Below are 23,823 nucleotides of genomic sequence, written 5' to 3'. Positions count from 1 at the left end.
TGTAGGAGGTGAGTGAATATGCCATTACTTGAAGAGGAATATAGAAAAGAAGAGAAGATCAATGGTGTGATTTATGATATGTCACCGTCACCAAATTATCAGCATGGGATTGTAGATGGTAATATTTATTCCATTATAAAAAGTGGATTAAAAGGAACATTGTGCTTGGTTTTCATGGAGAATCTGGATTATAAATATCATGCACAGGAGAATAATGATTATGTGATACCAGATGTGATGATTATATGTGACCGTAAGCATTTGAAAGGTGGTTCCTATACTGGTACACCCAGATTTATTGTGGAAACTCTTAGTCCTGCGACTGCATTGAGAGATAAGACTGTCAAAAAGGAGCTTTACCAGAATGCAGGAGTTGAGGAATACTGGATCATTTCACCAAGAGAGCGGGCTGTAGAAATCTACTATCTGGAAAATGGTAAATATGATTTGAAATACAGTTACATTCTTCAGGATGATTCAGAAGAAGAACATTATAATGCAGATACAGTGGTGACATTGAAAGACTTTCCGAAAATCTCCATGACATTAGCGGAGATGTTTGAGAACGTAGAATGATCACAATTTAATATGAGCAGTATGAAAGCCCTCGGGAGTTAATCCAAACGAAAAGGAAAATAGTTCTTTTGAATTAATTAAGTGTTATAAAGATAATATTTTAATTGGGATAAAATTAGATAAAGATGGGGACTATTTATATGTTGCAACTATGCATGAAGTACAAGAATCAAAAATAGTAAGACGTTTGCATAGTGGAAGGATTAAGGAAGTTATTACTGAGTGTGAAAGTTACTGTTCACACACCACTGTCCCGCGAGGTGTTTTGGCATGAATATGCCAAAATCCCGAGACATACAAGCCAAAATTCAAAATTCCATTGCCGCAGGCAATCTGGAATGAATTTTGGCTACGTTACTGTGAACGGAGTGAACAGTAACGTGTGAAAAAAACAGCACTGAAAACAGAAAAAATAATCCTGACAAAGAAGAAATTAAATAGTATTTTTTTTTATAGAAAGTGAATATGATAATAACAAGCATAATTATTTTTGAGGTCAGAAAAGGTTCCTGAGGCACTCTGAAAAGAGTACCTGAGATGATGGATACACCGCTCATCCAAAAATAATTATGCTTTTATTAAGGATGTAAGAGACTATCGTAATAGGTAGTCTCTTTTCTTATGCAATTTTTTAAAATAATATCATAATATAATAATACATAAGGAGGTTTTACATGTCAGATTTTAAAATAAAAGTGACGGCAGATCTTGATACGTCACAAGTAGAAGCGAAACTAATGACTTTGCAAAATAGAAAAATAACGATACAAGCCAATGCGATATTGTGGATTTTAGAACTTGTTTCTTATCTTTCGGTACTCTCTTGGGGAATATCCTTTCAGCTTGTGGAAAAGCCGGCTGAAATAAAGCTGATTATCATACCCGACGATTTTAGAAATTTCATTGATGGAATAGGTTGTTGTTTCAAGTAACATCTGGGCATTGTTAATTCGGATTCCCACAATAAACTGCATTGGTGTAGAACCTGTGTATTTTTTGAAGTTTCGGATAAACCAGCTGACACTCATTCCACGTGAGGCAGCATAATCATCTATGCTAATATTCTGGTTATAATTTTCACTGAAAAAGGTAACTGCGTTATCCATCTCGTGATCCAGGTATTCATTTTTCGAGATATGTTCCCTGGTCAGTTCCCGATGAAAGATGATAAGAAGATGACGGAGCAGAAGGACAAGCATGTCCTCATAATTATCTTGGCAACGCTGAAGCTCGATGATAATACGCTTGAAAATCTGTTCGTATTCCATAGAGGTTCCGACCTGAAATACACGCTCTTTATCCGGGAATCCATATTGCCGTAGGATATTTTTTACATTGTTGCCTGTAAAATGAATCCAGTATACTTCTGTCTTATCTTTTCCATAATATTCATATTTCTGAAGTTCCTTCGGTCTGTACAGTACAATATTACCGGCGGGGACAATCGTTTCGTTATCCACATTGTCAAAATGAAAATGCCCACAACCAGCAGTGATATAGATAATCTGATAATCCAGGCGTCCCCTTGGACGGTAGGTTGGTAACTTTGGATGGCTGGAAAGGCGGTAAGTACCGCAACTTCCTACAACCAGTGGGCGACTTTTGTCTTTGAAATCCATATGGGAGTGGTTTAAATAACCGGTATTCATATACATATGGTAGCACCTCTTTTCCTTTTTTTGTTATTGTATCATTTAGTGCATATTTTGTCTAATCCAATTCATAGACATGTTTTGCAGATTAGGATAAGATATATATAGCAAAACAGAGAAGCGTAAACATAAAAGTAAAAGACAAGGTTTGCTGTGGAAAAACAAAGTGTAAAAAAATGTATATGTATTAAAGGAGAGTTATTTATGATTGTACCACGTTATTATGAGGATTTAAGCGTACTGCATGAAAATACAATGCCAGCCAGAGCCTATTTTATTCCAGCATCCAAAAGAATGGATAACCTGGTGGAGCACAGGGAAGAGTCAGACCGAATGCAGTTATTGAACGGAACTTGGAAGTTCCAGTATTTTAACAGTATCTATGATGTTCAGGAACCCTTCTTTGAGAAAGATTATGATACAGAAAATTTTGATGAGATTCAGGTTCCGAGTGTATGGCAGATGGCAGGATATGACACACATCAGTATACAAACATCAGGTATCCGTTCCCATTTGATCCACCGTATGTACCACAGGATATTCCATGTGGAACATATGCACATACCTTTGTTTATCACAAAGATGAAAATGCACCAAAAGCTTTCTTGAATTTTGAAGGAGTAGACAGTTGCTTTTATGTATGGATTAATGGCTCTTATGTAGGGTATAGCCAGGTTTCTCATATGACCAGTGAGTTTGATATCACCGACCTCCTTCGGGACGGAGAGAACAGCATAGCGGTTCTGGTCATGAAGTGGTGTGATGGTTCCTATTTGGAAGATCAGGACAAATTCCGTATGAGCGGTATTTTCCGGGATGTGTACATTTTGAAACGCCCAAAACAGGCAATCAGTGATTATCATATTAAAACAAGAATTGAGGATATGCTTGCAAAAGTAGAAATTGAAATGAAATTCTACTCTCCGTTAAATGTAAAAATTTCGATTGAAGATAGAAACGGAGCAGTTGTAGCAATAGGAAGTATTGCTGAAGAAGGAACAGCTGTATTAGAAATCGCAAGTCCGGAACTTTGGAATACAGAAAATCCATATCTATATAAACTGATTCTTGAAACAGAGAATGAAGTAATTGTAGATCACATTGCATTAAGAAAGATAGAGATTAAAGACCAGGTTATTTATTTAAATGGACAGAAGATTAAATTCCGTGGTGTCAATCGACATGATTCTGATCCGGTTACTGGATTTACAATCAATCTGGAACAGATTACAACTGATCTTACGTTAATGAAGCAGCATAATTTTAATGCGATCCGTTCCAGCCACTATCCGAATGCACCATTTTTCTATGAAATGTGTGACAAGTATGGATTCATGGTAATAGATGAAGCAGATATTGAAGCTCATGGTCCATTTATGATCTACAGAAAAGAAGACACCGATTACAATCGGTTCAAACGATGGAATGAGAAGATTGCAGATGATCCGGTATGGGAAGAGGCAATCGTTGATCGCGTAAAACTTATGGTGGAACGTGACAAAAACCGTTTCTGTATTGTTATGTGGTCAATGGGAAATGAGAGTGCTTATGGCTGCAACTTTGAAAAAGCACTGGAATGGACAAAGAATTTTGATCCAGACCGCATCACACAATATGAGAGTGCAAGATACCGTAATTATGATGAAACATATGATTACAGCAATCTGGATGTGTACAGCCGGATGTATCCGGCGCTTTCCGAAATTCAGGAATATCTGGATAAAGATGGAAGCAAACCCTTCCTTTTGGTAGAGTACTGTCACAGTATGGGAAACGGACCTGGAGATTTTGAAGATTACTTCCAGATGATTCAGGATAATGATAAAATGTGCGGCGGCTTTGTCTGGGAATGGTGTGACCATGCGATTGCTCATGGAACTGCTGAGAATGGAAAGACTATATATGCTTATGGGGGCGACCATGGCGAAGAAATTCATGATGGCAACTTCTGTATGGATGGATTAGTATATCCGGACAGAACGGTACATACAGGACTTTTGGAATACAAGAATGTTTATCGCCCGGCAAGGGTTATTTCCTATGACAAAGAAAGCGGAGAACTGGTGCTTCATAACTACATGGATTTTGATGACTTGAAAGATTATGTGAAGATCAGTTATGAACTGACGCAGGACGGGCTTGTAATCAGCAAAGGTAAACTCCCAGAAGTTTCAGCAGCACCACACAGTGAAGGAAAAATAAACCTTAAAATCAATGTGCCAGAGAGTGGAAAATGTTATTTAAAATTTATTTACCATCTGAAAAAGGAATTGCCACTGTTGGATGAAGACCATATCCTTGGATTTGATGAGATCGAAGTAAGCCAGAAGGATGCCAAATGCCAGTTAGCAGAAAAATGGGTTGAAAAAACAGTGACGGATTCTGAATTACAGGTGAGTGAAGATGATACACAGATTCATATCAAAGGTCGTGAATTCGCATATACAATCGACCGACGGACTGCACTTTTTACAGAGATGAAATTTGCAGGTCGGGAATATCTGAACCACCCGATGGAATTAAATATCTGGAGGGCACCAACAGATAATGATATGTACATCAAGTCTGAATGGAAGAAAGCCCATTATGATAAAGCTTATACAAGAGCTTACACGACAGAGGTCGTGCAGGGAAAGCATGGTGTGAAAATTACAAGCCATGCATCCGTTGTGGCAGAGACAGTACAGAAGATTCTTGATGTGACGATCACATGGAAAATAGAAGCTGCTGGAAAGATTGATGCAGATATTGCAGTAACAAAAGATGATGAATTTCCGGACCTGCCAAGATTTGGTGTGAGGATGTTCCTGGATAAAAAACTTTCAGCTGCACGATACTTTGGAATGGGACCACAGGAAAGCTATTGTGACAAACATCAGGCTGCGAGCCACGGTTTGTATCATGCAAATGTAGATGATTTGCATGAGGATTATATTCGCCCACAGGAAAATGGAAGCCATTATGATTGTGAATATGTAGAGCTTAACAACAGCCGATATGGAATTGTGGTATCTGCGGAAAATGCCTTCTCATTCAATGCTTCTTATTATACGCAGGAAGAACTTGAGAAGAAAACGCATAATTATGAACTGACAGAATCAGATAGTGTAGTATTTTGCGTTGACTACGCATTAAATGGCATTGGTTCTAATAGTTGTGGTCCAGTTGTATTGGATCAGTACCGATTTGATGATGTATTATTCCGGTTCCAGTTTACGCTGATACCGTATGTAAAGGGATAATAAAGTTTCATGTAACTCGTAAACAAAGAAGGATAGTCTGATTGCAATGTAAAGTCCGGATATACAGAGCAATCAGACAAAAACAGAGAAAAAAATATAATTAGACATCATACGGTTAGACATATTGAGATTCTAAGTGCGATGAAGATGAGGAGCAAAGAAATTCGATGGAAGAAAAAAAGTATTTGAAATGGTATAACAAAATTGGATATGGATCAGGTGATATTGCAGGTAATGTAGTCTATGCCTTCCTGACATCTTTCATGATGGTCTATCTGACGGACTCAGTAGGACTTGCTGCAGGTGTCGTAGGTACCCTGATTGCCGTATCAAAACTATTTGATGGTTTTACGGATATATTTTTTGGATCAATGATTGACAAAACACACAGTAAAATGGGAAAAGCGAAGCCATGGATGCTATACGGATACATTGGTTGTGCCATTACGCTGGTCTGCTGCTTTGCAATACCAGTCAGCTTTGGAACAACGGCTAAATACGCATGGTTCTTTATCTCTTATACACTGTTAAATGGTGTGTTTTATACAGCAAACAATATTGCTTACTCAGCACTTACGTCACTGATTACAAAGAACAGCAAAGAGCGTGTGCAGATGGGATCTTACCGTTTTATTTTTGCATTTTCAACAAGTCTTCTGATTCAGGCGATTACAGTTGGATTTGTAGATAAATGTGGTGGAGATGCTGCGGCATGGAGAACGGTTGCTATTATCTATGCAATCATTGGTCTTGTCATAAATACGATTTCAGCACTTTCTGTTAAGGAACTTCCTGAGGAAGAACTTAACGAAGGAGAAGTAAAGGATGATAATGAAAAGTACGGAATGGTACAGGCATTCAAGCTTCTTGTTAAAAACAAATATTACATGATGATTTGTGGAACATATATTTTACAGCAGTTATATGGTGCCATGATTGGAGCTGGCATTTATTACATGACATGGGTACTGAAAAATAAGAATTTGTTTGGACAATTTGCATGGGCAGTTAATATTCCACTGATCATTGCCTTAATTTTTACACCAACCTTAGTTGGTAAGTGGAAAGGTATGTACAAACTGAACTTAAGAGGTTATGTTTTAGCAGTCATTGGTAGAGCACTTGTTGTTATTGCCGGATATATGGGCAGTGTTCCGCTGATGATGGCGTTTACAGCTCTTGCAGCCCTAGGTCAGGGACCATGGCAGGGAGATATGAATGCAGTTATCGCATCCTGCTCTGAATACACTTATCTTACACAGGGAAAGAGAATTGACGGAACGATGTACTCTTGTACTTCTCTTGGCGTAAAAATCGGTGGAGGTATTGGAACCGCTGTTGTTGGATGGATGCTTGAGTTCAGTGGATATGTCGGAACAAATGCAACTCAGCCGCAGTCTGCACTTGATATGATGCAGTTTATGTATCTTTGGCTTCCGTTAATCTTTGATGTATTGATTATGTTTGTACTTTCAAGAATGAATGTAGAAGATGCAAATAAAAAACTGAAAGCAGAAAAAGAAATTGCTGCAGATGAAGTAACAGATGCATCGGACATAAATTAGAATTGACAGGAGAAAGCGTTGTCTGGTCATTGCTCGATGAGACAGTGCTTTTTTCTATATATAAAGTGATTGAACTGTATTTTGAAAATAAAAAAGGACCACTTCATTTTTGTGAAATGGCCTTAAGAAAATATTCAGTTTTCACAAAATAGTCCTTTTAGTATTTATACATGGTAAGGATGCTCAAAATATTCAGTGTAGAATACTAAAAGGTCATTCAGATATTTTTTTAGGTTGCTCATTTGCAATTCCTCCTTTCCTTATTTACAAGTTGATTATAAGATAGGTGTAAAAGGATTGCTTGCCAAATCGAAAGAAGATATAGACAAATGTTGCAAAGGGGAGTATTTCATGCAGTTAAAATATGTTGACACAAAAGAGGAGATCATAGCAATAAATAGGAAGTCAAAACATATTGAACCACATCTTCATAATGCACTGGAGATCGTTTGTGTAACAAGTGGAGCATTAGAATTTGGTGTCGGACAGGAACTATACCATATGGAAAAAGGAGATATAGGCTTTGTATTTCCAGATGTTATTCATCACTATCAGGTACTGACACCCGGTGTAAATAAAGCGACTTATCTGATTGCATCGCCATTTACGATAGCCAAATTTGCAGATATCATGCAATCCATGGCTCCTGAATACCCAATCATCAAAGAGGAAAAGGTTGAACCGGAGGTATATAGGGTTATAAATGCAATTTTAGAGACAGAACAGTCGGATATTACTGTTGCACAGGCATATCTTCAAATTGTGTTGGCACGCTGCATAGGAAAATTAAATTTGGTAGAAAAGAGTAATGTGGGGAGCAACGATCTTATTTACCAGACAGTTTCCTATATATCAGCAAATTTTAAGAAGAAGTTTTCTCTGGAAGAGATGGCAAAAGATCTGGGGGTGAGCAAATATGTTTTATCCAGACTCTTTTCCAAAACATTCCATAGAAACTTTAATCAATATCTTAACGATGCAAGGCTGAACTATGCATGCCATCGTTTGGAAAATACGAGTGATTCTATTACAAACATTTGTCTGGATAGTGGATTTGAAAGTCAGAGAACATTTAACCGAGTATTTAAAGAAAGATATAAAATATCACCGAGTGACTACCGGAGTACATGTCTGAAAGATATGTTGTCATAACATATAGATTAATAAATTCAATAAAAATCTGATTATCAGTCTGAAATAAGTATCTCTGGGTGTTATTTATAATATGGGGTAGTGGTTAATTATTATGTCATGTATGAATGGAGAAGAAACAAACGGAGAACTGCTTCAGAAAAAGAAGTAGACAAACTGTAAATAAAGAAGTTAAGAGAGGCTGTTACTTTAGAAACTATTTAAAGAAGTAATAGAAGTCGGGGAAGCGTTAGAAAAGATACAAGAAACATAAATCAATATTGTTCGTTCTATTTTCAGTAACACATTTCGCAATGCGAAAAATAGGTTGCTGAACAGTCGTTGCCTATATTATAATGAAGCTATAGCACCCTGTTAAATAATACATTTGAGAAAGTTCAACTTTCACGCTTTGTTGAGCCAGATCAATATACATTATTTACGAGGAGTGCTACAGGTACAATAAAAAACGGACAAGAGGCAGACTGATATGGAAAATAAACTAGAACATTTAAAAGAATATCTGAAGGGACTTGGCAGTGTAGCAGTTGCTTTCTCAAGTGGAGTGGATTCTACATTCTTATTAAAAGTAGCTCATGATGTGCTGGGTGATAAGGCGATTGCGATTACGGCTCAATCCTGTTCTTTCCCGAAAAGAGAGCTGAATGAAGCGAAGGCATTCTGCGAGAAAGAGGGGATTCAGCATGTGATCTGCCAGTCTGAGGAATTGGAGATTGAAGGATTTTCAAAGAATCCTCCGAACAGATGTTATTTATGTAAAAAAGAACTGTTTGAGAAGATTGGCGATATTGCAAAAAAGAATGGGATTGAATATATTGCAGAGGGATCAAATATGGATGATAACGGCGATTACAGACCAGGTCTGATCGCCGTAAAAGAACTTGGAGTTAAGAGCCCGCTATGTGAGGCGAAGCTGACGAAAGCGGAGATCAGAGAATACTCAAAGGAACTGGGGCTTCCGACTTGGGACAAACAGTCATTTGCCTGTCTGTCCTCCAGGTTTGTCTATGGAGAGACCATCAGTGAGGAAAAGCTTGGAATGGTTGAGAAAGCAGAGCAGCTTTTACTTGACTATGGATTCCATCAGGTACGTGTCCGTATTCACGGTTCACTTGCAAGAATTGAGATCATGCCGGAGGAATTTCCGAAACTTCTGGAAAAAAATGTCCGAGAGGATATTGCAAAGAAATTTAAGGAGTATGGATTCACTTATGTGACCATGGATATTCTGGGATATCGTATGGGAAGTATGAACGAAACACTTGGCGAAAATGATAAAACGACTGCAGATAGCAGCCTTAAGGGTAAAAACGAATGACAGTAAAAGAGAGAATAGCAGCACTTCGTGCACGCATGAAAGAAACAGGAATTGATGCATATCTGATTCCTACAGATGATTTTCATGGTTCAGAATATGTAGGTGAATATTTCAAATGCAGAAAATATATCACAGGATTTACCGGTTCTGCAGGCACTGCGGTGATCATGCAGGATATGGCAGGATTATGGACGGATGGACGTTATTTTATCCAGGCTGCAGATCAGCTGGAGGGAACAGGAATTACTTTATTTAAAATGGGTGAACCGGAAGTTCCCACAGTTCATGAATTTCTGAAAAAAAATCTGACACAGGGAAGGTGTCTGGGATTTGACGGACGTACTGTCAGTGCAAAAGAGGCAGCAGAATTGGAGAAAATGCTGGATGAAAACGGTGTGTCTCTCAGTGTTGATCACGATCTGGCAGGCGATATATGGGAAAACCGTCCGGTACTTTCCTGTGAACCGGTTACAGAGCTGGATATAAAATGGGCAGGAGAATCCAGAGCTGATAAATGCGCAAGAATCCGCAAAGCAATGGAGAAGAAGGGTGCAGATTTATTTGTACTGACTTCTCTGGATGATATTGCCTGGCTGTTAAATATACGTGGGGGAGATATCCACTGTTGTCCGGTGGTTCTTTCTTATCTTGTAATGACAAAAACAGAGATCAGACTTTTTGCAAATGAGAAAGCCTTTCAGACAGACGTACTGGAAGCGCTGGAAAAAGATGGTGTGACCCTTTTTCCCTATGACGGTATCTATGAGTATGTGAAAACATTTAAAAAGGACAAAAAAGTTCTTCTCTGCAAAAAGAAAGTCAACAGTCGTCTGGTTAGCAATATTCCGGCAGACACCCGGATTCTGGATGAAGAAAATCTTACACTTCTTCCCAAGGCAACGAAGAATCCTGTTGAGGTGGAAAATGAACGCATTGCGCATATCAGAGACGGAGTTGCAGTTACAAAGTTCATATACTGGTTAAAGAAGAATGTTGGAAGGATTCCGATCACAGAATTAAGTGCAGCAGAAAAGCTGTATGAATTCCGTTCGGAACAGGAGGATTTCATAGATAACAGTTTTGATCCGATTATTGCCTATGGAAAGCATGCTGCTATTGTACATTATTTTGCAACACCCGAAACGGATATTCCTCTGGAACCATCCGGCTTTCTTCTGGCAGATACAGGAGGACATTATAAAGAGGGAACTACTGATATTACCCGTACTGTTGTCATGGGACCGACTACTGAGGAAGAGAAAAAGTACTTCACAGCAGTTTTGCGGGGAACTCTGAATCTGGGAGCTGCCAGATTTCTTCATGGCTGTACCGGTGTAAATCTGGATATTCTGGCGAGACAGCCGCTATGGGAAATGGGAGAGAATTTTAAACATGGAACCGGTCATGGAGTAGGATATCTTCTGAATGTCCATGAAGGACCCAATAGCTTCCGATGGAAAATTGTTCCGGGTGGAAATGCAGTGCTGGAGGAGGGAATGATCACCTCTGATGAGCCGGGATATTACAGAGAGGATGGATTTGGAATCCGTCATGAAAATCTGATGGTCTGCAAAAAAGCTGAAAAAACAGAGTATGGTCAGTTTATGTGTTTTGAATTTCTAACTATGGTACCTTTTGATCTGGATGGAGTGGTGCCGGAACTGATGAGTGCCCGGGAACGTAACCTTCTCAATGATTACCATGCACAGGTATATGAGAAGATTTCTCCGTATTTGAACGAAGAAGAAAAAGAATGGCTGAAAGATGCTACCCGAGCAATCTGATAAAAATAAAAAAATATTTTACAAAATCAAAAAGAGGAACAGCCGTGATGGACAGCTGTTCCTTTTTGATTTATTATCTGGCTTGTTTTATTCAGAAACTTTTGCAAACTGGCTGTTATATAAAGTATGGTAAAATCCACCTTTTGCAATCAGCTCATCATGAGTACCCTGCTCAATGATACTTCCGTCTTTCATAACAAGAATCAGATCTGCATTTCGGATGGTTGAAAGCCTGTGAGCTACGATAAAGCTTGTTCTTCCCTCCATCATTCGTTCAAACGCTTCCTGAATTTGTAATTCTGTTCGTGTATCAATACTGGAAGTGGCTTCATCCAGGATCAGCATCGGAGGCAGACAGAGCATAACTCGTGTGATACACAGCAGCTGTTTCTGTCCCTGGCTTAAGCTGTCTTCGTTGAGCATGGTGTCCAGTCCTTTAGGAAGCCTCCGGATAAATTCCCAGCTGTGGGTAAGCTTGGCTGCTTCGATGATTTCAGTATCTGTAGCTTCCGGTTTTCCAATCGAGATATTGTCGCGGACAGTTCCGTTTTTGATCCATGTTTCCTGAAGCACCATACCATAGCTGCTTCTGAGAGAATGGCGGGTAATGTCTCTGATCGGTTTGCCGTCAACGGAAATAGATCCGAAATTTACATCATAGAATCTCATCAGAAGGTTGATAAAGGTTGACTTACCGCATCCGGTAGGTCCTACAATGGCAACGCGCATACCTGGTTTTACATGGAGATTAAAGTCCTCAATCAGTTTCTTTGATTCATCATAATGGAAGCACACATTCTTAATATCTACTTCACCCTTTACATCTTTCAGTGTCTCAGAAGCCTCTGCAACTTCCGGTTCCTCCTCCAGCAGATCGAAGATTCTGCCTGCACAGGCAAGAGCATTCTGAAGTTCTGTAACAACGGAACTGATATCATTGAATGGTTTCATATACTGGTTGGCATAGGAGAGAAGTACGGAAAGTCCTCCGACTGTCAGTCTGCCTCCAGGGATAATGAATGTACCCACCAGTGCAACACAGGCATAAATAACATTATTGACAAAACGGGTGGAAGGGTTTGTCAGGCTGCTGTAAAAAACAGCCTTCAGACTGCATTCCTGTAATTCTTCGTTAACCTTTGCAAAGCGTTCAGAAGATTTTTCCTCATATCCAAAAGCCTGAACAACCTTCTGGTTTCCAATCATCTCTTCGATGAGAGCAGTCTGATGTCCTCTGGCATCGCTTTGCTTCCGGAACATCTGGAAGGTATGGGAAGAAATAAATTTGGCCACCAAAAAGCTTACGGGGGTCAGGACAATGACCATCAATGTAATCCAGAAATTTTTGGAGAACATGAAGATCAGTGTTCCGATGATCGTTACGATTCCGGAAAAAAGCTGGGTAAATCCAAGCAGCATACCATCGGATAGAATATCTGTATCTGCGATAATACGGCTGATGATATCTCCGGTACTGTGTCCGTCAAGGTAAGAGAGGGGAAGTACCTGAATGTGTCGGATGGCTTTGGCACGGATATCCTTTACTGTCTGGTAGGTCATGCGGTTATTGATCACATTCATAAGCCACGTGGCAGCAGAAGAGAGGATGACCATTACAAGGATACGTGACAGGTAATACCACATCATTTCGAAGTTTACCTGATGTTGGGCAATGACCTGATCAATGGCATTTCCGAATAGGATTGGGACATACAGCTGAAGGATAACGGAAACTGCTGCCAGTATGATACTGAGGATCAGCAGAAAACGGTATCTTCCGATGAAACGCAGTACTTTAAGAAAAGTTTCGCTGCTTTTGCTTTTAGCAGGATCTTTTATTGTTAATCTGCTCATACAGTCACCTCCTTCATTATATTACCTGCAGATACAGAGGAGTATCTGGCTCTTTCTTCCGGAAACTGAGAGAAGTAGATTTCCCGGTAAGTATCACAGGTACGTAGCAGTTCAGCATGAGTACCCTTACCTGCCAGAGTACCGTTATCAAGGACAAGGATCAGGTCTGCCTGCTGAATGCTGGAGGAACGCTGGGATACCAGAAATGTAGTTACTTTCCAGTCAAGTCTGTTGAGAGACTTACGCAGTGCTGCATCAGTGGCAAAGTCCAGGGCACTGGCACTGTCATCCAGGATCAGGATTTCAGGTTTTTTTACCAGGGCACGGGCAATGGTAAGTCTTTGTTTCTGGCCGCCGGAAAGGTTTTTACCGTTCTGTTCCAGCATAAAATCAAGCTGTCCCGGTTTACCCTCTACTACCTCTTTTCCCTGTGCTGTGGTAAGTGCCTGCCACAGATCCTCGTCAGAGGCATCTTCCCGGCCCCATTTCAGATTGTCCCGGATAGAGCCTTTGAAAAGAGCTGCCTTCTGTGGAACAACGCCGATTCTGGAGCGGAGATCACTTCTGGTGTAATTTTCAATATTCTGACCATCCAGCAGAACAGTTCCTTTGCTGGCATCATAGAATCTGGAAATCAGATTTACCAGAGTGGTCTTTCCGCTTCCTGTACCACCGATAATACCTACGGTCTGTCCCTTTTTTACAGAAAAACTGATATGGGAAAGACTGGGGGCACCGGCTTTGCTGTACTCAAAGGTTACGTCATTGAATACGATGGCATTTTCAGAAAGTGATGCATCAGCAGTTGCTGTTGCAAGGTCCTTCGATATCTGAGCAGAATATGTGGAGGAAGAGGGGTAATCCATAGTAGATTTCACTTTCAGGATATCTGCCACACGTCCTGCGCAGGCTGCAGATTTGTTCAGGGTGATGATCAGGGAGGCAAGCTTGATCAGTTCCACGATCATCTGAGCCATATAGTTATAAAGGGCAACAACCTGTCCCTGCTGCATACCGCCAAGATTTACTTCTACTCCTGCTTTCTGGATCAGAATAACAGTAGCAATATTGATCAGTACATAAGTGACCGGATTTAACAAAGCGGAAAGCTTTCCTACAAAGAGATTTAACTTTGTCAGCTCCTGATTGCGGGTATCAAATTCTGCAACTGCCTCTTTTTCGCGGCAGAATGCACGGATAACGCGGACGCCTGTAAGGTTTTCTCTGGTCAGTCCGGTTACTGTGTCCAGTTTTCCCTGTACCTTTTTAAACAGAGGAATACTGAAAAACATAATGACAAAGACAACCAGAAACAGAAACGGGATCGCAACAGCAAAAACCAGAGCACATTTAAAATCAATGGTAAATGCCATGACCATGGATCCAAGTACGATAAACGGACTTCGAAGAAGAAGACGAAGCCCCATGTTCAGTCCGTTCTGGACCTGATTGATATCGTCGGTAAGTCTTGTGATCAGGGTGTCTGTTCCCAGGGTATCCAGCTCTGTAAAAGACAGATGCTGTACATGGTCATAAACTGCCTGTCTTAATTTAGTGGCAAAGCCCACGCTGGCTTTGGCTGCAAAGAACTGAGCTGTAATGCTGCTGGCAAGACCAAGAGCTGCCATTAAAATAAGAATAAAAAATCTCTGGACAATGTATTTGTTGTCATGGTTTGCAATACCTACATCAATGATCTGTGCAATGACGATAGGCACGATCAGGTCAAATACAACCTCCAGAAATTTAAAAAATGGCGCCAGGATGCTTTCTTTTTTGTAGTTTTTTAAATAAACTGCCAATGAACGCATTTTAAAAATTCCTTCCTTTCGTAAAAAATCTTTCCTATATTATTTCTTCCTTTTTTTGAAAAATAATACATTCAAAAGTGTATCATTTGAGACTTTTTTGTCAAGAAGAATGTGCAAAAACAGCTGAACTTTGGAGAAAATTCGTTACTGTTCACTCCGTTCACAGTAACTTAGCCAAAATTCATTCCAGATTGCCTGCGGCAATGGAATTTTGGCTTGTATGTCTCGGGATTTTGGCATATTCATGCCAAAACACCTCGCAGAATAGTGGTGTGTGAACAGTAACGAAAATTCAACTTGACTTCCCAAAAAGATATTATTAAAATATTCCGTGGCACTATTTGTGCACTGACAATTGATAAATTATTATTACCATAATGAGGAAGAGACAGACTATGGAGATTATTGAGACATTTGGTCATTATGTGGAAAATCTGACGGATAAAAAGCCTCAGTCAGCCCGCCGGCTGTTAAAAACCGGTTGGGGGGCGCAGAATCTGAAGTTCCGTTACATGCAGGACAAGAGACTGATGCCTGCAGACAGGCATCTTGCAAACCTGATGATGGATACCATGCTGTGGCCCCTTCAGAAACCGGAAGATTCTGTTATTGTAAGTATTTTTACACCCTGCGAAATGATGCAGGAGGTGGGATTACATCCCTATAATGTAGAAGGATTTTCCTGCTATCTTTCTGCAAGCAAAGCAGAGAGGGCATTTTTGCAGCAGGCAGAGAATCAGGGAATTGCAGAGACACTGTGCAGTTATCACAAGACATTTCTTGGTGCAGCGCAGAAAGGACTTCTGCCAAAGCCTAAATGTATTGTTTATACCAACCTGACCTGCGATGCTAACCTGCTCACCTTCCGTACCCTGGCAGATTTTTACCAGGTACCTGTATTTGCCATTGATGTACCATGGAATCAGACCACAGAGAATGTACAGTATGTGGCAGATCAGTTAAAGGATTTAAAAATATTTCTGGAAAAAAATACAGGAAAAACAATCTCTGAGGACAGATTAAAGGAACGTCTTGCCTGCAGTAAGCGGACTCTGGAGAATTACAAAAAATATCAGCAGATGCGTGCAGACAGATATGTGCCCTCTGATCTGGTCACACCCTTGTATGCAGGAATGACAAACAATATCCTTCTGGGAACAGCAGAAGAAGAGAAGTATACACAGATGCTTCTTGAAGATATTAAGAAAGCACCGGCAGCGAAAGGGAAGCACATTTACTGGATGCATACCATTCCATTCTGGTCGGATGCAGTGCGCCAGGAGCTTTGCTTCAGTGAGAAAGCCCAGATCGTAGGATGTGAACTTGCAGAAACCTGTGAGCCGGATTTTGATCCTGAGAACCCCTTTGAAGCAATGGCAGAAAGAATGGTATATCATTCACTGAACGGAAGTGCCCTTAGAAGGATTGAAGCCGGTATCCGCCATGCGAAACAGGCAGGAGCAGACGGTGCTGTGTGGTTTGGACATTGGGGATGTAAACATACGCTTGGTGCGGCACAGCTTGCAAAGAAGAAGTTCGAGGAAGCCGGTCTGCCCCTTTTGATCCTGGACGGTGACGGGTGTGATCGAAGCCATGGAGGAGAAGGACAGACTTCCACCAGGCTGGGAGCTTTTCTGGAAATGCTGGGAGGTGCTGAGAATGAATAAAACTTACTATGTCTGTAAATATACCCCAATTGAACTTCTGGAATCTCTTGGCGGGGAATGTGAGAACTTTAATCATATGCCGGAGGGATTTGACCTGGCCGATCAGGTTTCACATCCCAATATCTGCGGTTTTGGAAAAACACTTCTGGAAGGAGTCATGGAGGGGAAAATCAAGGAACTTGTCCTGGTGAGCTGCTGTGATACTATCCGGAGTGTCTATGACATTCTGCTTGAAAGCGGCAAGCTGGATTTTCTCTATATTTTGGATGTGCTTCACTGTGACAGTGCCTGTAGCAGAGAGCGTATGGCTGTACAGTTAAAAGGGCTGGCGAAGGCTTATGCACAGTACAAAGGCACAGAGTTTGATGCCGGAAAATTCCGGGCTGCTTTCCATGCACAGGAGAAAATCACAAAGTCCCATATTGCAGTGCTTGGCGCCAGAATGGGGCAGGAATTATTTGAAATGACCAGCAAAGCTATGCCTCTTCCTGTAGAGAATGATACCTGCGTGCATAACCGTTCTGTGGGAAATATACTTCCACCGGAGGGTGCTTCTTTTGATGAGCTGATGGACTGGTATGCAGGTGAGATTCTGGGGCAGATTCCATGTATGCGTATGATGGACCCGACAGGTCGTAAGAAGCTTTATAATGATCCGTCTGTTGCGGGGATTATTTATCATACAGTGAAGTTTTGTGATTTTTACAGCTTCGAATATGCTGAGATCAAGAATCATACAGATGTACCTCTTTTAAAAATCGAATCAGATTATACTATTCAGAGCAGCGGTCAGCTTCTTACCAGACTGGAAGCTTTTGCAGAGAGCATTCAGCCTGAAACACTGGAGCAGACCATAGATGGAGACACAAAAGGAGAGAGAAAAATGGGAAAAGGTTATTTCGCAGGGATTGACAGTGGTTCTACCAGTACAGATGTGGTGATTTTAAATAAAGATCATGAGATTGTGACCAGCATTATCTTGCCTACAGGAGCAGGAGCTGCTATCGGAGCAGACCGTGCCCTTGCAGAGGCATTGAAGGAGGCCGGATTGCAGAGAGAAGATATTGATGCGCTGGTTACTACTGGATACGGACGTACAGCTATTAAAAATGGTGATAAGAGTATCACAGAGATCACCTGTCATGCAAGAGGTGCGCATTTCCTGAATCCGGAAGTCCGTACTGTTATTGATATTGGCGGACAGGACAGCAAGGTGATCCGACTGGATGAGAACGGTGCAGTTGCAAATTTTGTTATGAATGACAAATGTGCGGCAGGAACCGGACGATTTCTGGAAATGATGGCACGTACCATGGAAATGAATCTGGATCAGATGAGCGAATGTGGGCTGGAATTCAAAGAAGATATTACAATTTCCAGTATGTGTACAGTATTTGCAGAATCAGAAGTTGTATCCCTGATCGCCCAGAATAAGGCAACAGATGATATTGTCCATGGCCTGAATAAGGCGGTTGCCGTAAAGACTGCCGCCCTTACCAGACGTGTGGGCGGTGAGGAGAAATATATGATGACCGGTGGTGTTTCTAAGAATAAGGGCCTGGTAAAGACACTGGAAGAGAAGCTTGGAACAAAGCTGGTGATCAGTGACAAGGCTCAGCTTTGCGGTGCACTTGGCGCAGCACTGTTTGCGGCTGATATGGCTGATGTATAAAAATTATTTAAATATCCAGGGATTTTACAAGGTGGAAATCTCTGGAATTTTTATACTTTTTTTATAAAAGTTTAATTTTCTATTGACGAGTTCAAATTTAAGAGCTATAGTATACCACAGTAACAGCAAATTAACGAGGTGAAGTTTGCAGGAAAGAGGAAGCCACACAAAAGGCTATACCCGCCGAAGGAGTAAAACTCTCAGGTTCCCTGGATGCAGGGAAGAACTGCAAATGGATCGTTTCTCTGGAGACACCCGTTAGATCGGGGGCCGAAGGTGCAAATAACACGGAATGCTGATAACTTCCCACAATTGGTTATCTGACCCGTGTCTTGAATCTCTCAGGCAAAAGGACAGAGGATGCTTTATCATCCCCGCTGATTCATATGAACTATATGAACAGTATTTTCTGAACTTCTGATTTTTGAAACGGTCTGTTATTACTTTGTTTCCCAGCTGTACAATATATTACACTTTTTAAAAGAAAAAGGAGATTTATTATTATGTGGGAAGCGATCAATTCTTTTTTGACAACAGTAGACAATCTGGTCTGGGGCGTGCCCCTTATGGTCCTGATCATGGCAGGTGGCATCCTGTTAACTGCCAGACTTGGACTTCTTCAGATGCGAAGACTCCCTCTTGCATTGAAATGGATGTTTAAGAACGAAGAAGAAGGCGATGGTGAGATTTCCAGCTTTGCAGCTTTATGTACAGCACTGAGCGCCACAATCGGAACCGGTAATATCGTCGGTGTTGCAACTGCTGTCTGTGCCGGAGGTCCCGGAGCTTTATTCTGGATGATTCTTGCAGCATTCTTCGGAATGGCAACAAAATTTTCCGAAGGTCTTCTTGCAGTGAAATACCGTGTGGTAGCAGAAGACGGTCACAGCCTTGGCGGTCCTTTCTATTATATTGAGAAAGGTATGGGAACAAAATGGAAATGGCTTGCAAAGATCTTTGCATTCTTTGGTGTATGTGTAGGTCTTTTCGGAATCGGTACATTCAGTCAGGTAAATGGTATTTCCAGTGCAGTTCAGAACTTCTTTGATCCGAACAAATCAAACTGCGTAAATATTCCGTTCCTTGGAGAGTATTCCTGGGCAGTTGTAATTTCTTCCCTGATTCTTGCAGCCTGTGTTGCAGCAATCCTCATCGGTGGTCTGAAACGAATTGCAACAGTCAGCCAGATTATTGTACCGTTTATGGCGGTGATCTATCTGATCTTCAGTGTAGCGCTGATTCTTTTAAACGTTACAGAGATCCCGGCAGCTATCGTAACAGTTGTGAAGGGAGCCTTTAATCCGTCAGCAGTGACAGGCGGTGTGGTAGGAACAATGATCGTATCCATGCAGAAAGGTGTGGCTCGTGGTATTTTTTCAAATGAAGCAGGTCTTGGTAGCGCACCTATCGCAGCGGCAGCAGCTCAGACAAAAGAGCCTGTACGTCAGGGTCTTGTAAGCATGACTGGTACATTTATTGATACGATCGTGATCTGTACAATGACAGGTCTTTCCATCGTACTGACAGGTGCATGGCAGGTAGAAGGTCTGGAAGGTGTTCAGGTAACAACCTATGCATTCCAGCATGGACTTCCGATCCCTGGACAGATTTCTGCATTTGTATTAATGATCTGTCTGGTATTCTTTGCATTTACTACAATTCTTGGATGGGATTATTACAGTGAAAGATGTCTGGAATATCTGACAAACGGACATAAGAAAACAATCCTTACATACCGCTGGCTTTACATTCTGGCAGTATTTATCGGACCGTACATGACAGTAAGTGCTGTATGGACGATCGCAGATATCTTCAACGGACTGATGGCGATTCCGAATATGATCGCATTGTTCGCATTAAGTGGAGTGATCGTAAAAGAAACAAAAGCGTTCTTTGCAGCAGAAAAGCATAAAATGTAAGGAATCAAAAGTAATAAAATAACAGAAAACAGTAAATCCTCTGATTATGGAATTTATAGCAATCCTGATCAGAGGATTTTTTTGCTTGCATTTGACTGATTATGACTTTTTGTGCAAAGTAAACCAAAATCAGTCATTATTTTTATGAATTAGTTTGATTGACTTTGGATGAATATGACAGTATACTAAGATTATAAACAAAAAACAGTCATGAACATGCAGAAAAGACATGACAATATGTACTTTTGGAATCTTTTGGTGCAAGTGAAATAAAGACTCCGAAAGGATACCAATATAAAACGGGAGGGAAAGAAGAGATGATTTACACAGTGACTTTTAATCCATCTCTGGACTACATCGTTTCGGTAGATGATTTTAAACTGGGGATGACAAACAGAACAAGTTCAGAGCTGATGCTTCCGGGGGGAAAGGGAATTAATGTTTCCACAGTTCTTATGAATCTTGGGATTGAGAACACTGCACTTGGATTTACCGCAGGGTTTGTAGGGAAAGAAATTATCCGTAGATTACATGAGATGGGAGTAAAATCTGAGTTCATTCAGATCAGTGAAGGGGTTTCAAGGATCAATCTGAAACTGAAATCTATTGACGGAACCGAGATCAATGGTGCAGGACCGGTGATCAGCAAGGATAAAGTAGAGGAACTGATGAAGAAACTGGAAGAGCTTGGAGAAGGCGATGTACTTTTCTTGGCAGGCAGCATTCCATCTTCTATGCCGGATGACATGTATGAACAGATCATGGCAAGGCTGGATGGAAAAGGTGTGATGATCGTAGTTGATGCCACAAAGGATCTTCTGGTCAATGTTCTGAAATATCATCCGTTCCTTGTAAAACCAAATAATCATGAACTGGGCGAAATCTTCGGTGTAGAATTAAAAACAAGAAAAGATGTAATTCCTTATGGAAAGAAACTTCAGGAAAAAGGTGCAAGAAATGTGCTGATCTCCATGGCCGGCGAAGGTGCAGTTCTGGTAGCAGAGGATGGACAGGTATTTGAAGAACCTGCACCAAAAGGCAGGCTGGTAAATGGTGTGGGTGCAGGAGATTCCATGGTAGCAGGATTCGTTGCAGGCTGGATGGAGAAGAAGGATTACGAATATGCATTCCACATGGGAATTGCAGCAGGAAGTGCAAGCGCATTTTCTGAAAATCTTGCAACAAAGGAAGAAATAGAAGCGGTTTATCGTCAGATAACCGAAAAATAATAAAGGGGGAAGAAGAGATGAGAATAACAGACCTGCTTGACAGACGAAGCGTATCGTTAACAGCTGCTCCGAAAACAAAGTCAGAAACTCTGGATATGGCAGTTGATCTGATGGTAAAGAGTGAGAAGATCAGCGACCGTGAGGCTTATCGTAAACAGGTATATTTAAGAGAAGAAGAGAGCACAACAGGTATTGGCGAGGGAATTGCCATTCCTCATGGTAAATGTGATGCAGTTAAGAAGCCGGGACTTGCGGCAATGGTCATCAAAAATGGTGTAGAGTTTGAAGCTCTGGATGACGAACCTGTAACTTTATTGTTTCTGATCGCAGCGCCGAATACAGAGGATAACATTCATCTGGATGTACTCAGCAAGCTTTCTGTGATGCTGATGGATGAGGAGTTTACAGAATCTCTTCGCAATGCATCTTCAGTAGATGAGTTTATGGATATTATTGACAGGGCAGACAGTGAAAAGAAAGATATTGATGAGAGACTGGCAGATACCGGATCAGCAGAAGGAACACAGGCGAAGATCCTTGCTGTTACTTCCTGTCCTACCGGTATCGCACATACGTACATGGCAGCAGAAGGAATTGAAAAAGCTGCAAAAGCAAAGAACTGCTTTGTGAAGATTGAAACCCGCGGATCCGGTGGTGCAAAGAATGTGCTGACAGATCAGGAGATTGCTGATGCAGACTGTATTATTGTCGCAGCAGATGCCAAGGTTCCAATGGAACGTTTCGATGGTAAAAAAGTGATCGAATGTCAGGTATCCGACGGAATCAGTAAGGCAGACCAGCTCATTGACAGGGCAATCAACGGGGATGCACCGGTTTACCACGCAGCAGCAGGTTCCCAGACATCTTCTGCCGGTAATAAATCCGGCGGCAGTGTAGGACATAAGATCTATATGCAGCTGATGAATGGCGTATCTCATATGCTTCCATTAGTTGTAGGCGGCGGTATCCTGATCGCCATTGCATTCCTGATCGATGGATTAAGTGTAGATTTAAGTGCACTTCCGGCAGATCAGAGAGCAAACTTCGGTACCATTACTCCGGTAGCAGCTCTGTTTAAAGGAATCGGTAATACAGCATTCGGATTCATGCTTCCGATCCTTGCCGGATTTATTGCAATGGCAATCGGTGACAGACCGGCACTTGCACTTGGTCTGGTAGGCGGTATGATGGCAGCCAACGGTAAATCTGGTTTCCTTGGAGCTTTGCTTGCAGGTTTCGCAGCCGGATATATTATTCTTGGACTTCGTAAATTATGTGATAAACTTCCCGAAGCACTGGAAAAGATTGCGCCTGTTCTGATTTATCCTGTAGTGGGAATTCTTGTTATGGGATTGTTGATGACATTTGTTGTAGAACCAATTATGGGTGGCATTAATACAGGGTTGAATAATGCCTTGACAGGAATGGGAAGTTCTAGTAAAGTAGTTTTAGGCATAGTGCTTGGTGGAATGATGGCTATTGATATGGGCGGCCCATTCAACAAAGCAGCCTATGTATTCGGAACAGCTGCAATTGCAGCTGGTAACTATGATATTATGGCAGCAGTTATGATCGGCGGTATGACACCTCCCTGTGCAATTGCACTGGCAACACTGCTGTTTAAGGATAAGTTCACAAAAGAAGAAAGAGATGCAGGTCCTACTAACTTTATCATGGGTCTTGCATTTATCACAGAAGGTGCGATTCCGTTTGCAGCGTCTGATCCCCTTCATGTACTTCCTTCCTGTATCGTAGGATCCGCAGTGGCAGGAGCGATTTCCATGGCATTTGACTGTACATTGATGGCACCACACGGTGGAATTTTTGTATTCCCTGTAGTTGGAAATGCAGTTATGTATCTGGTTGCATTGGTTGTGGGAACAGTAATCTCTGCAGTTCTGCTTGGCCTGTTAAAGAAAAAAGCAGCATAAGCAGTGAAATAAAAAAGCAATAATGAAAAAATTACAATAAAAACATGGAGGATATCAAAATGAAAGAATTTAAGTATGTAGTTACAGACAACGAAGGAATCCACGCACGTCCGGCAGGAGAGCTTGTAAAACTGGTAAAAGGCTTTGAGTCAACTATCTCTATTGAAAAAGAGGGTAAAAAAGTAGACTGCAGAAAACTTCTTGCACTGATGGGACTTGGCGTTAAGAAAGGTCATGAAGTAACATTCACAATTGAAGGCGCTGATGAAGAAGCAGCATACGAAGCAGTAAGCAAATTCATGCAGGAGAACCTGTAATTCACAGAATTAAATATAAGAAACTGACAGACAGGAGATGATGCATTCATCTCCTGTTTCTGTTATAATGAGATATCAGGTTACTGTTCACACACCACTATCCCGCGAGGTGTTTTGGCATGAATATGCCAAA

General features: G+C 41.1%; 15 protein-coding genes, 1 pseudogene and 1 riboswitch. Of the genes and pseudogenes, 13 read left to right on the top strand and 3 right to left on the bottom strand.

Annotated features, from left to right (window positions below; genetic code table 11):
• Window positions 1–18 precede the first annotated feature (18 nt).
• Window positions 19–576, top strand: a complete 558-nt coding sequence (locus LJE11_RS08115; RefSeq protein WP_020993981.1) for a Uma2 family endonuclease — start codon at window positions 19–21, stop codon at window positions 574–576.
• Between the two features lie 46 nt (window positions 577–622).
• Window positions 623–850, top strand: a pseudogene (locus LJE11_RS20315) (hypothetical protein); the annotation flags it as partial.
• A gap of 517 nt (window positions 851–1,367) precedes the next feature.
• Here LJE11_RS20315 and LJE11_RS08105 read toward each other — a convergent pair.
• Window positions 1,368–2,231: an AraC family transcriptional regulator gene (locus LJE11_RS08105; protein WP_055053609.1), complete on the bottom strand. Its 864-nt coding sequence runs from the start codon at window positions 2,229–2,231 to the stop codon at window positions 1,368–1,370.
• Window positions 2,232–2,432: 201 nt separating this feature from the next.
• On the opposite strand from LJE11_RS08105, the gene LJE11_RS08100 reads away from it, so the two are divergent.
• The 5 genes from LJE11_RS08100 to LJE11_RS08080 all read left to right on the top strand — a co-directional run bounded on the left by LJE11_RS08100 (window position 2,433) and on the right by LJE11_RS08080 (window position 11,290).
• Complete coding sequence (locus LJE11_RS08100; RefSeq protein WP_173703755.1) at window positions 2,433–5,471, top strand: glycoside hydrolase family 2 TIM barrel-domain containing protein; 3,039 nt, start codon at window positions 2,433–2,435, stop codon at window positions 5,469–5,471.
• Window positions 5,472–5,638: 167 nt separating this feature from the next.
• Window positions 5,639–7,036: an MFS transporter gene (locus LJE11_RS08095; protein ID WP_008703574.1), complete on the top strand. Its 1,398-nt coding sequence runs from the start codon at window positions 5,639–5,641 to the stop codon at window positions 7,034–7,036.
• A gap of 351 nt (window positions 7,037–7,387) precedes the next feature.
• Window positions 7,388–8,188 (top strand): helix-turn-helix transcriptional regulator, encoded by an 801-nt coding sequence (locus LJE11_RS08090; RefSeq protein ID WP_055060005.1) that lies wholly within the window; start codon window positions 7,388–7,390, stop codon window positions 8,186–8,188.
• Between the two features lie 469 nt (window positions 8,189–8,657).
• Window positions 8,658–9,506 carry an ATP-dependent sacrificial sulfur transferase LarE gene (gene larE, locus LJE11_RS08085; RefSeq protein ID WP_055200460.1) on the top strand — a complete coding sequence of 283 codons (849 nt, stop codon included), beginning with the start codon at window positions 8,658–8,660 and terminating at the stop codon, window positions 9,504–9,506.
• Window positions 9,503–11,290: an aminopeptidase P family protein gene (locus LJE11_RS08080; RefSeq protein WP_055200459.1), complete on the top strand. Its 1,788-nt coding sequence runs from the start codon at window positions 9,503–9,505 to the stop codon at window positions 11,288–11,290. The genes larE and LJE11_RS08080 overlap by 4 nt, the downstream gene beginning before the upstream one ends.
• 87 nt (window positions 11,291–11,377) lie before the next feature.
• On the opposite strand, the gene LJE11_RS08075 is transcribed toward LJE11_RS08080, so the two are convergent.
• Both LJE11_RS08075 and LJE11_RS08070 read right to left on the bottom strand, forming a co-directional pair.
• Window positions 11,378–13,144 (bottom strand): ABC transporter ATP-binding protein, encoded by a 1,767-nt coding sequence (locus LJE11_RS08075; RefSeq protein ID WP_227295800.1) that lies wholly within the window; start codon window positions 13,142–13,144, stop codon window positions 11,378–11,380.
• Window positions 13,141–14,955 carry an ABC transporter ATP-binding protein gene (locus LJE11_RS08070; protein ID WP_118340068.1) on the bottom strand — a complete coding sequence of 605 codons (1,815 nt, stop codon included), beginning with the start codon at window positions 14,953–14,955 and terminating at the stop codon, window positions 13,141–13,143. The genes LJE11_RS08075 and LJE11_RS08070 overlap by 4 nt, the downstream gene beginning before the upstream one ends.
• Window positions 14,956–15,350: 395 nt before the next feature.
• Here LJE11_RS08070 and LJE11_RS08065 point away from each other — a divergent pair, with 395 nt between their 5' ends.
• From LJE11_RS08065 to LJE11_RS08040, 6 genes are all read left to right on the top strand, one after another.
• Window positions 15,351–16,622 (top strand): 2-hydroxyacyl-CoA dehydratase subunit D, encoded by a 1,272-nt coding sequence (locus LJE11_RS08065; protein ID WP_008703564.1) that lies wholly within the window; start codon window positions 15,351–15,353, stop codon window positions 16,620–16,622.
• A complete protein-coding gene (locus tag LJE11_RS08060; protein WP_008703563.1) occupies window positions 16,615–18,294 on the top strand; it encodes an acyl-CoA dehydratase activase in 1,680 nt (559 codons plus the stop codon). The genes LJE11_RS08065 and LJE11_RS08060 overlap by 8 nt, the downstream gene beginning before the upstream one ends.
• 235 nt (window positions 18,295–18,529) lie before the next feature.
• Window positions 18,530–18,661: riboswitch (glycine riboswitch) on the top strand.
• A gap of 136 nt (window positions 18,662–18,797) precedes the next feature.
• Window positions 18,798–20,213, top strand: coding sequence for an alanine/glycine:cation symporter family protein (locus LJE11_RS08055; RefSeq protein ID WP_118586410.1), 1,416 nt, complete (start codon window positions 18,798–18,800; stop codon window positions 20,211–20,213).
• 317 nt (window positions 20,214–20,530) lie between these two features.
• Window positions 20,531–21,442 carry a 1-phosphofructokinase gene (gene pfkB, locus LJE11_RS08050; RefSeq protein ID WP_120062278.1) on the top strand — a complete coding sequence of 304 codons (912 nt, stop codon included), beginning with the start codon at window positions 20,531–20,533 and terminating at the stop codon, window positions 21,440–21,442.
• Between the two features lie 17 nt (window positions 21,443–21,459).
• The gene (locus LJE11_RS08045) at window positions 21,460–23,373 is read left to right on the top strand and encodes a PTS fructose transporter subunit IIABC (protein ID WP_120062277.1); all 1,914 of its coding nucleotides are present in this window, start codon (window positions 21,460–21,462) and stop codon (window positions 23,371–23,373) included.
• 59 nt (window positions 23,374–23,432) lie between these two features.
• On the top strand, window positions 23,433–23,690 hold the full coding sequence (locus LJE11_RS08040) for an HPr family phosphocarrier protein (RefSeq protein WP_019162036.1): 258 nt from the start codon (window positions 23,433–23,435) through the stop codon (window positions 23,688–23,690).
• Window positions 23,691–23,823: the final 133 nt, after the last annotated feature.

Origin of the sequence: Blautia sp. DFI.1.216 (assembly GCF_020594215.1) — a bacterium.
GTDB classification, from domain to species: Bacteria; Bacillota; Clostridia; order Lachnospirales; family Lachnospiraceae; genus Blautia_A; species Blautia_A wexlerae.
The sequence above is the reverse complement of the archived record's forward strand: the minus strand, read 5'-3'. Positions and strand labels throughout refer to the sequence as shown.

What these genes read in the sequence shown, in the direction of transcription:
- LJE11_RS08115 (WP_020993981.1), top strand. Translation starts at nt 19, where the DNA reads ATGCCATTACTTGAAGAGGAATATAGAAAAGAAGAGAAGATCAATGGT.
- LJE11_RS08105 (WP_055053609.1), bottom strand. Translation starts at nt 2,231, where the DNA reads ATGTATATGAATACCGGTTATTTAAACCACTCCCATATGGATTTCAAA.
- LJE11_RS08100 (WP_173703755.1), top strand. Translation starts at nt 2,433, where the DNA reads ATGATTGTACCACGTTATTATGAGGATTTAAGCGTACTGCATGAAAAT.
- LJE11_RS08095 (WP_008703574.1), top strand. Translation starts at nt 5,639, where the DNA reads ATGGAAGAAAAAAAGTATTTGAAATGGTATAACAAAATTGGATATGGA.
- LJE11_RS08090 (WP_055060005.1), top strand. Translation starts at nt 7,388, where the DNA reads ATGCAGTTAAAATATGTTGACACAAAAGAGGAGATCATAGCAATAAAT.
- larE (WP_055200460.1), top strand. Translation starts at nt 8,658, where the DNA reads ATGGAAAATAAACTAGAACATTTAAAAGAATATCTGAAGGGACTTGGC.
- LJE11_RS08080 (WP_055200459.1), top strand. Translation starts at nt 9,503, where the DNA reads ATGACAGTAAAAGAGAGAATAGCAGCACTTCGTGCACGCATGAAAGAA.
- LJE11_RS08075 (WP_227295800.1), bottom strand. Translation starts at nt 13,144, where the DNA reads ATGAGCAGATTAACAATAAAAGATCCTGCTAAAAGCAAAAGCAGCGAA.
- LJE11_RS08070 (WP_118340068.1), bottom strand. Translation starts at nt 14,955, where the DNA reads ATGCGTTCATTGGCAGTTTATTTAAAAAACTACAAAAAAGAAAGCATC.
- LJE11_RS08065 (WP_008703564.1), top strand. Translation starts at nt 15,351, where the DNA reads ATGGAGATTATTGAGACATTTGGTCATTATGTGGAAAATCTGACGGAT.
- LJE11_RS08060 (WP_008703563.1), top strand. Translation starts at nt 16,615, where the DNA reads ATGAATAAAACTTACTATGTCTGTAAATATACCCCAATTGAACTTCTG.
- LJE11_RS08055 (WP_118586410.1), top strand. Translation starts at nt 18,798, where the DNA reads ATGTGGGAAGCGATCAATTCTTTTTTGACAACAGTAGACAATCTGGTC.
- pfkB (WP_120062278.1), top strand. Translation starts at nt 20,531, where the DNA reads ATGATTTACACAGTGACTTTTAATCCATCTCTGGACTACATCGTTTCG.
- LJE11_RS08045 (WP_120062277.1), top strand. Translation starts at nt 21,460, where the DNA reads ATGAGAATAACAGACCTGCTTGACAGACGAAGCGTATCGTTAACAGCT.
- LJE11_RS08040 (WP_019162036.1), top strand. Translation starts at nt 23,433, where the DNA reads ATGAAAGAATTTAAGTATGTAGTTACAGACAACGAAGGAATCCACGCA.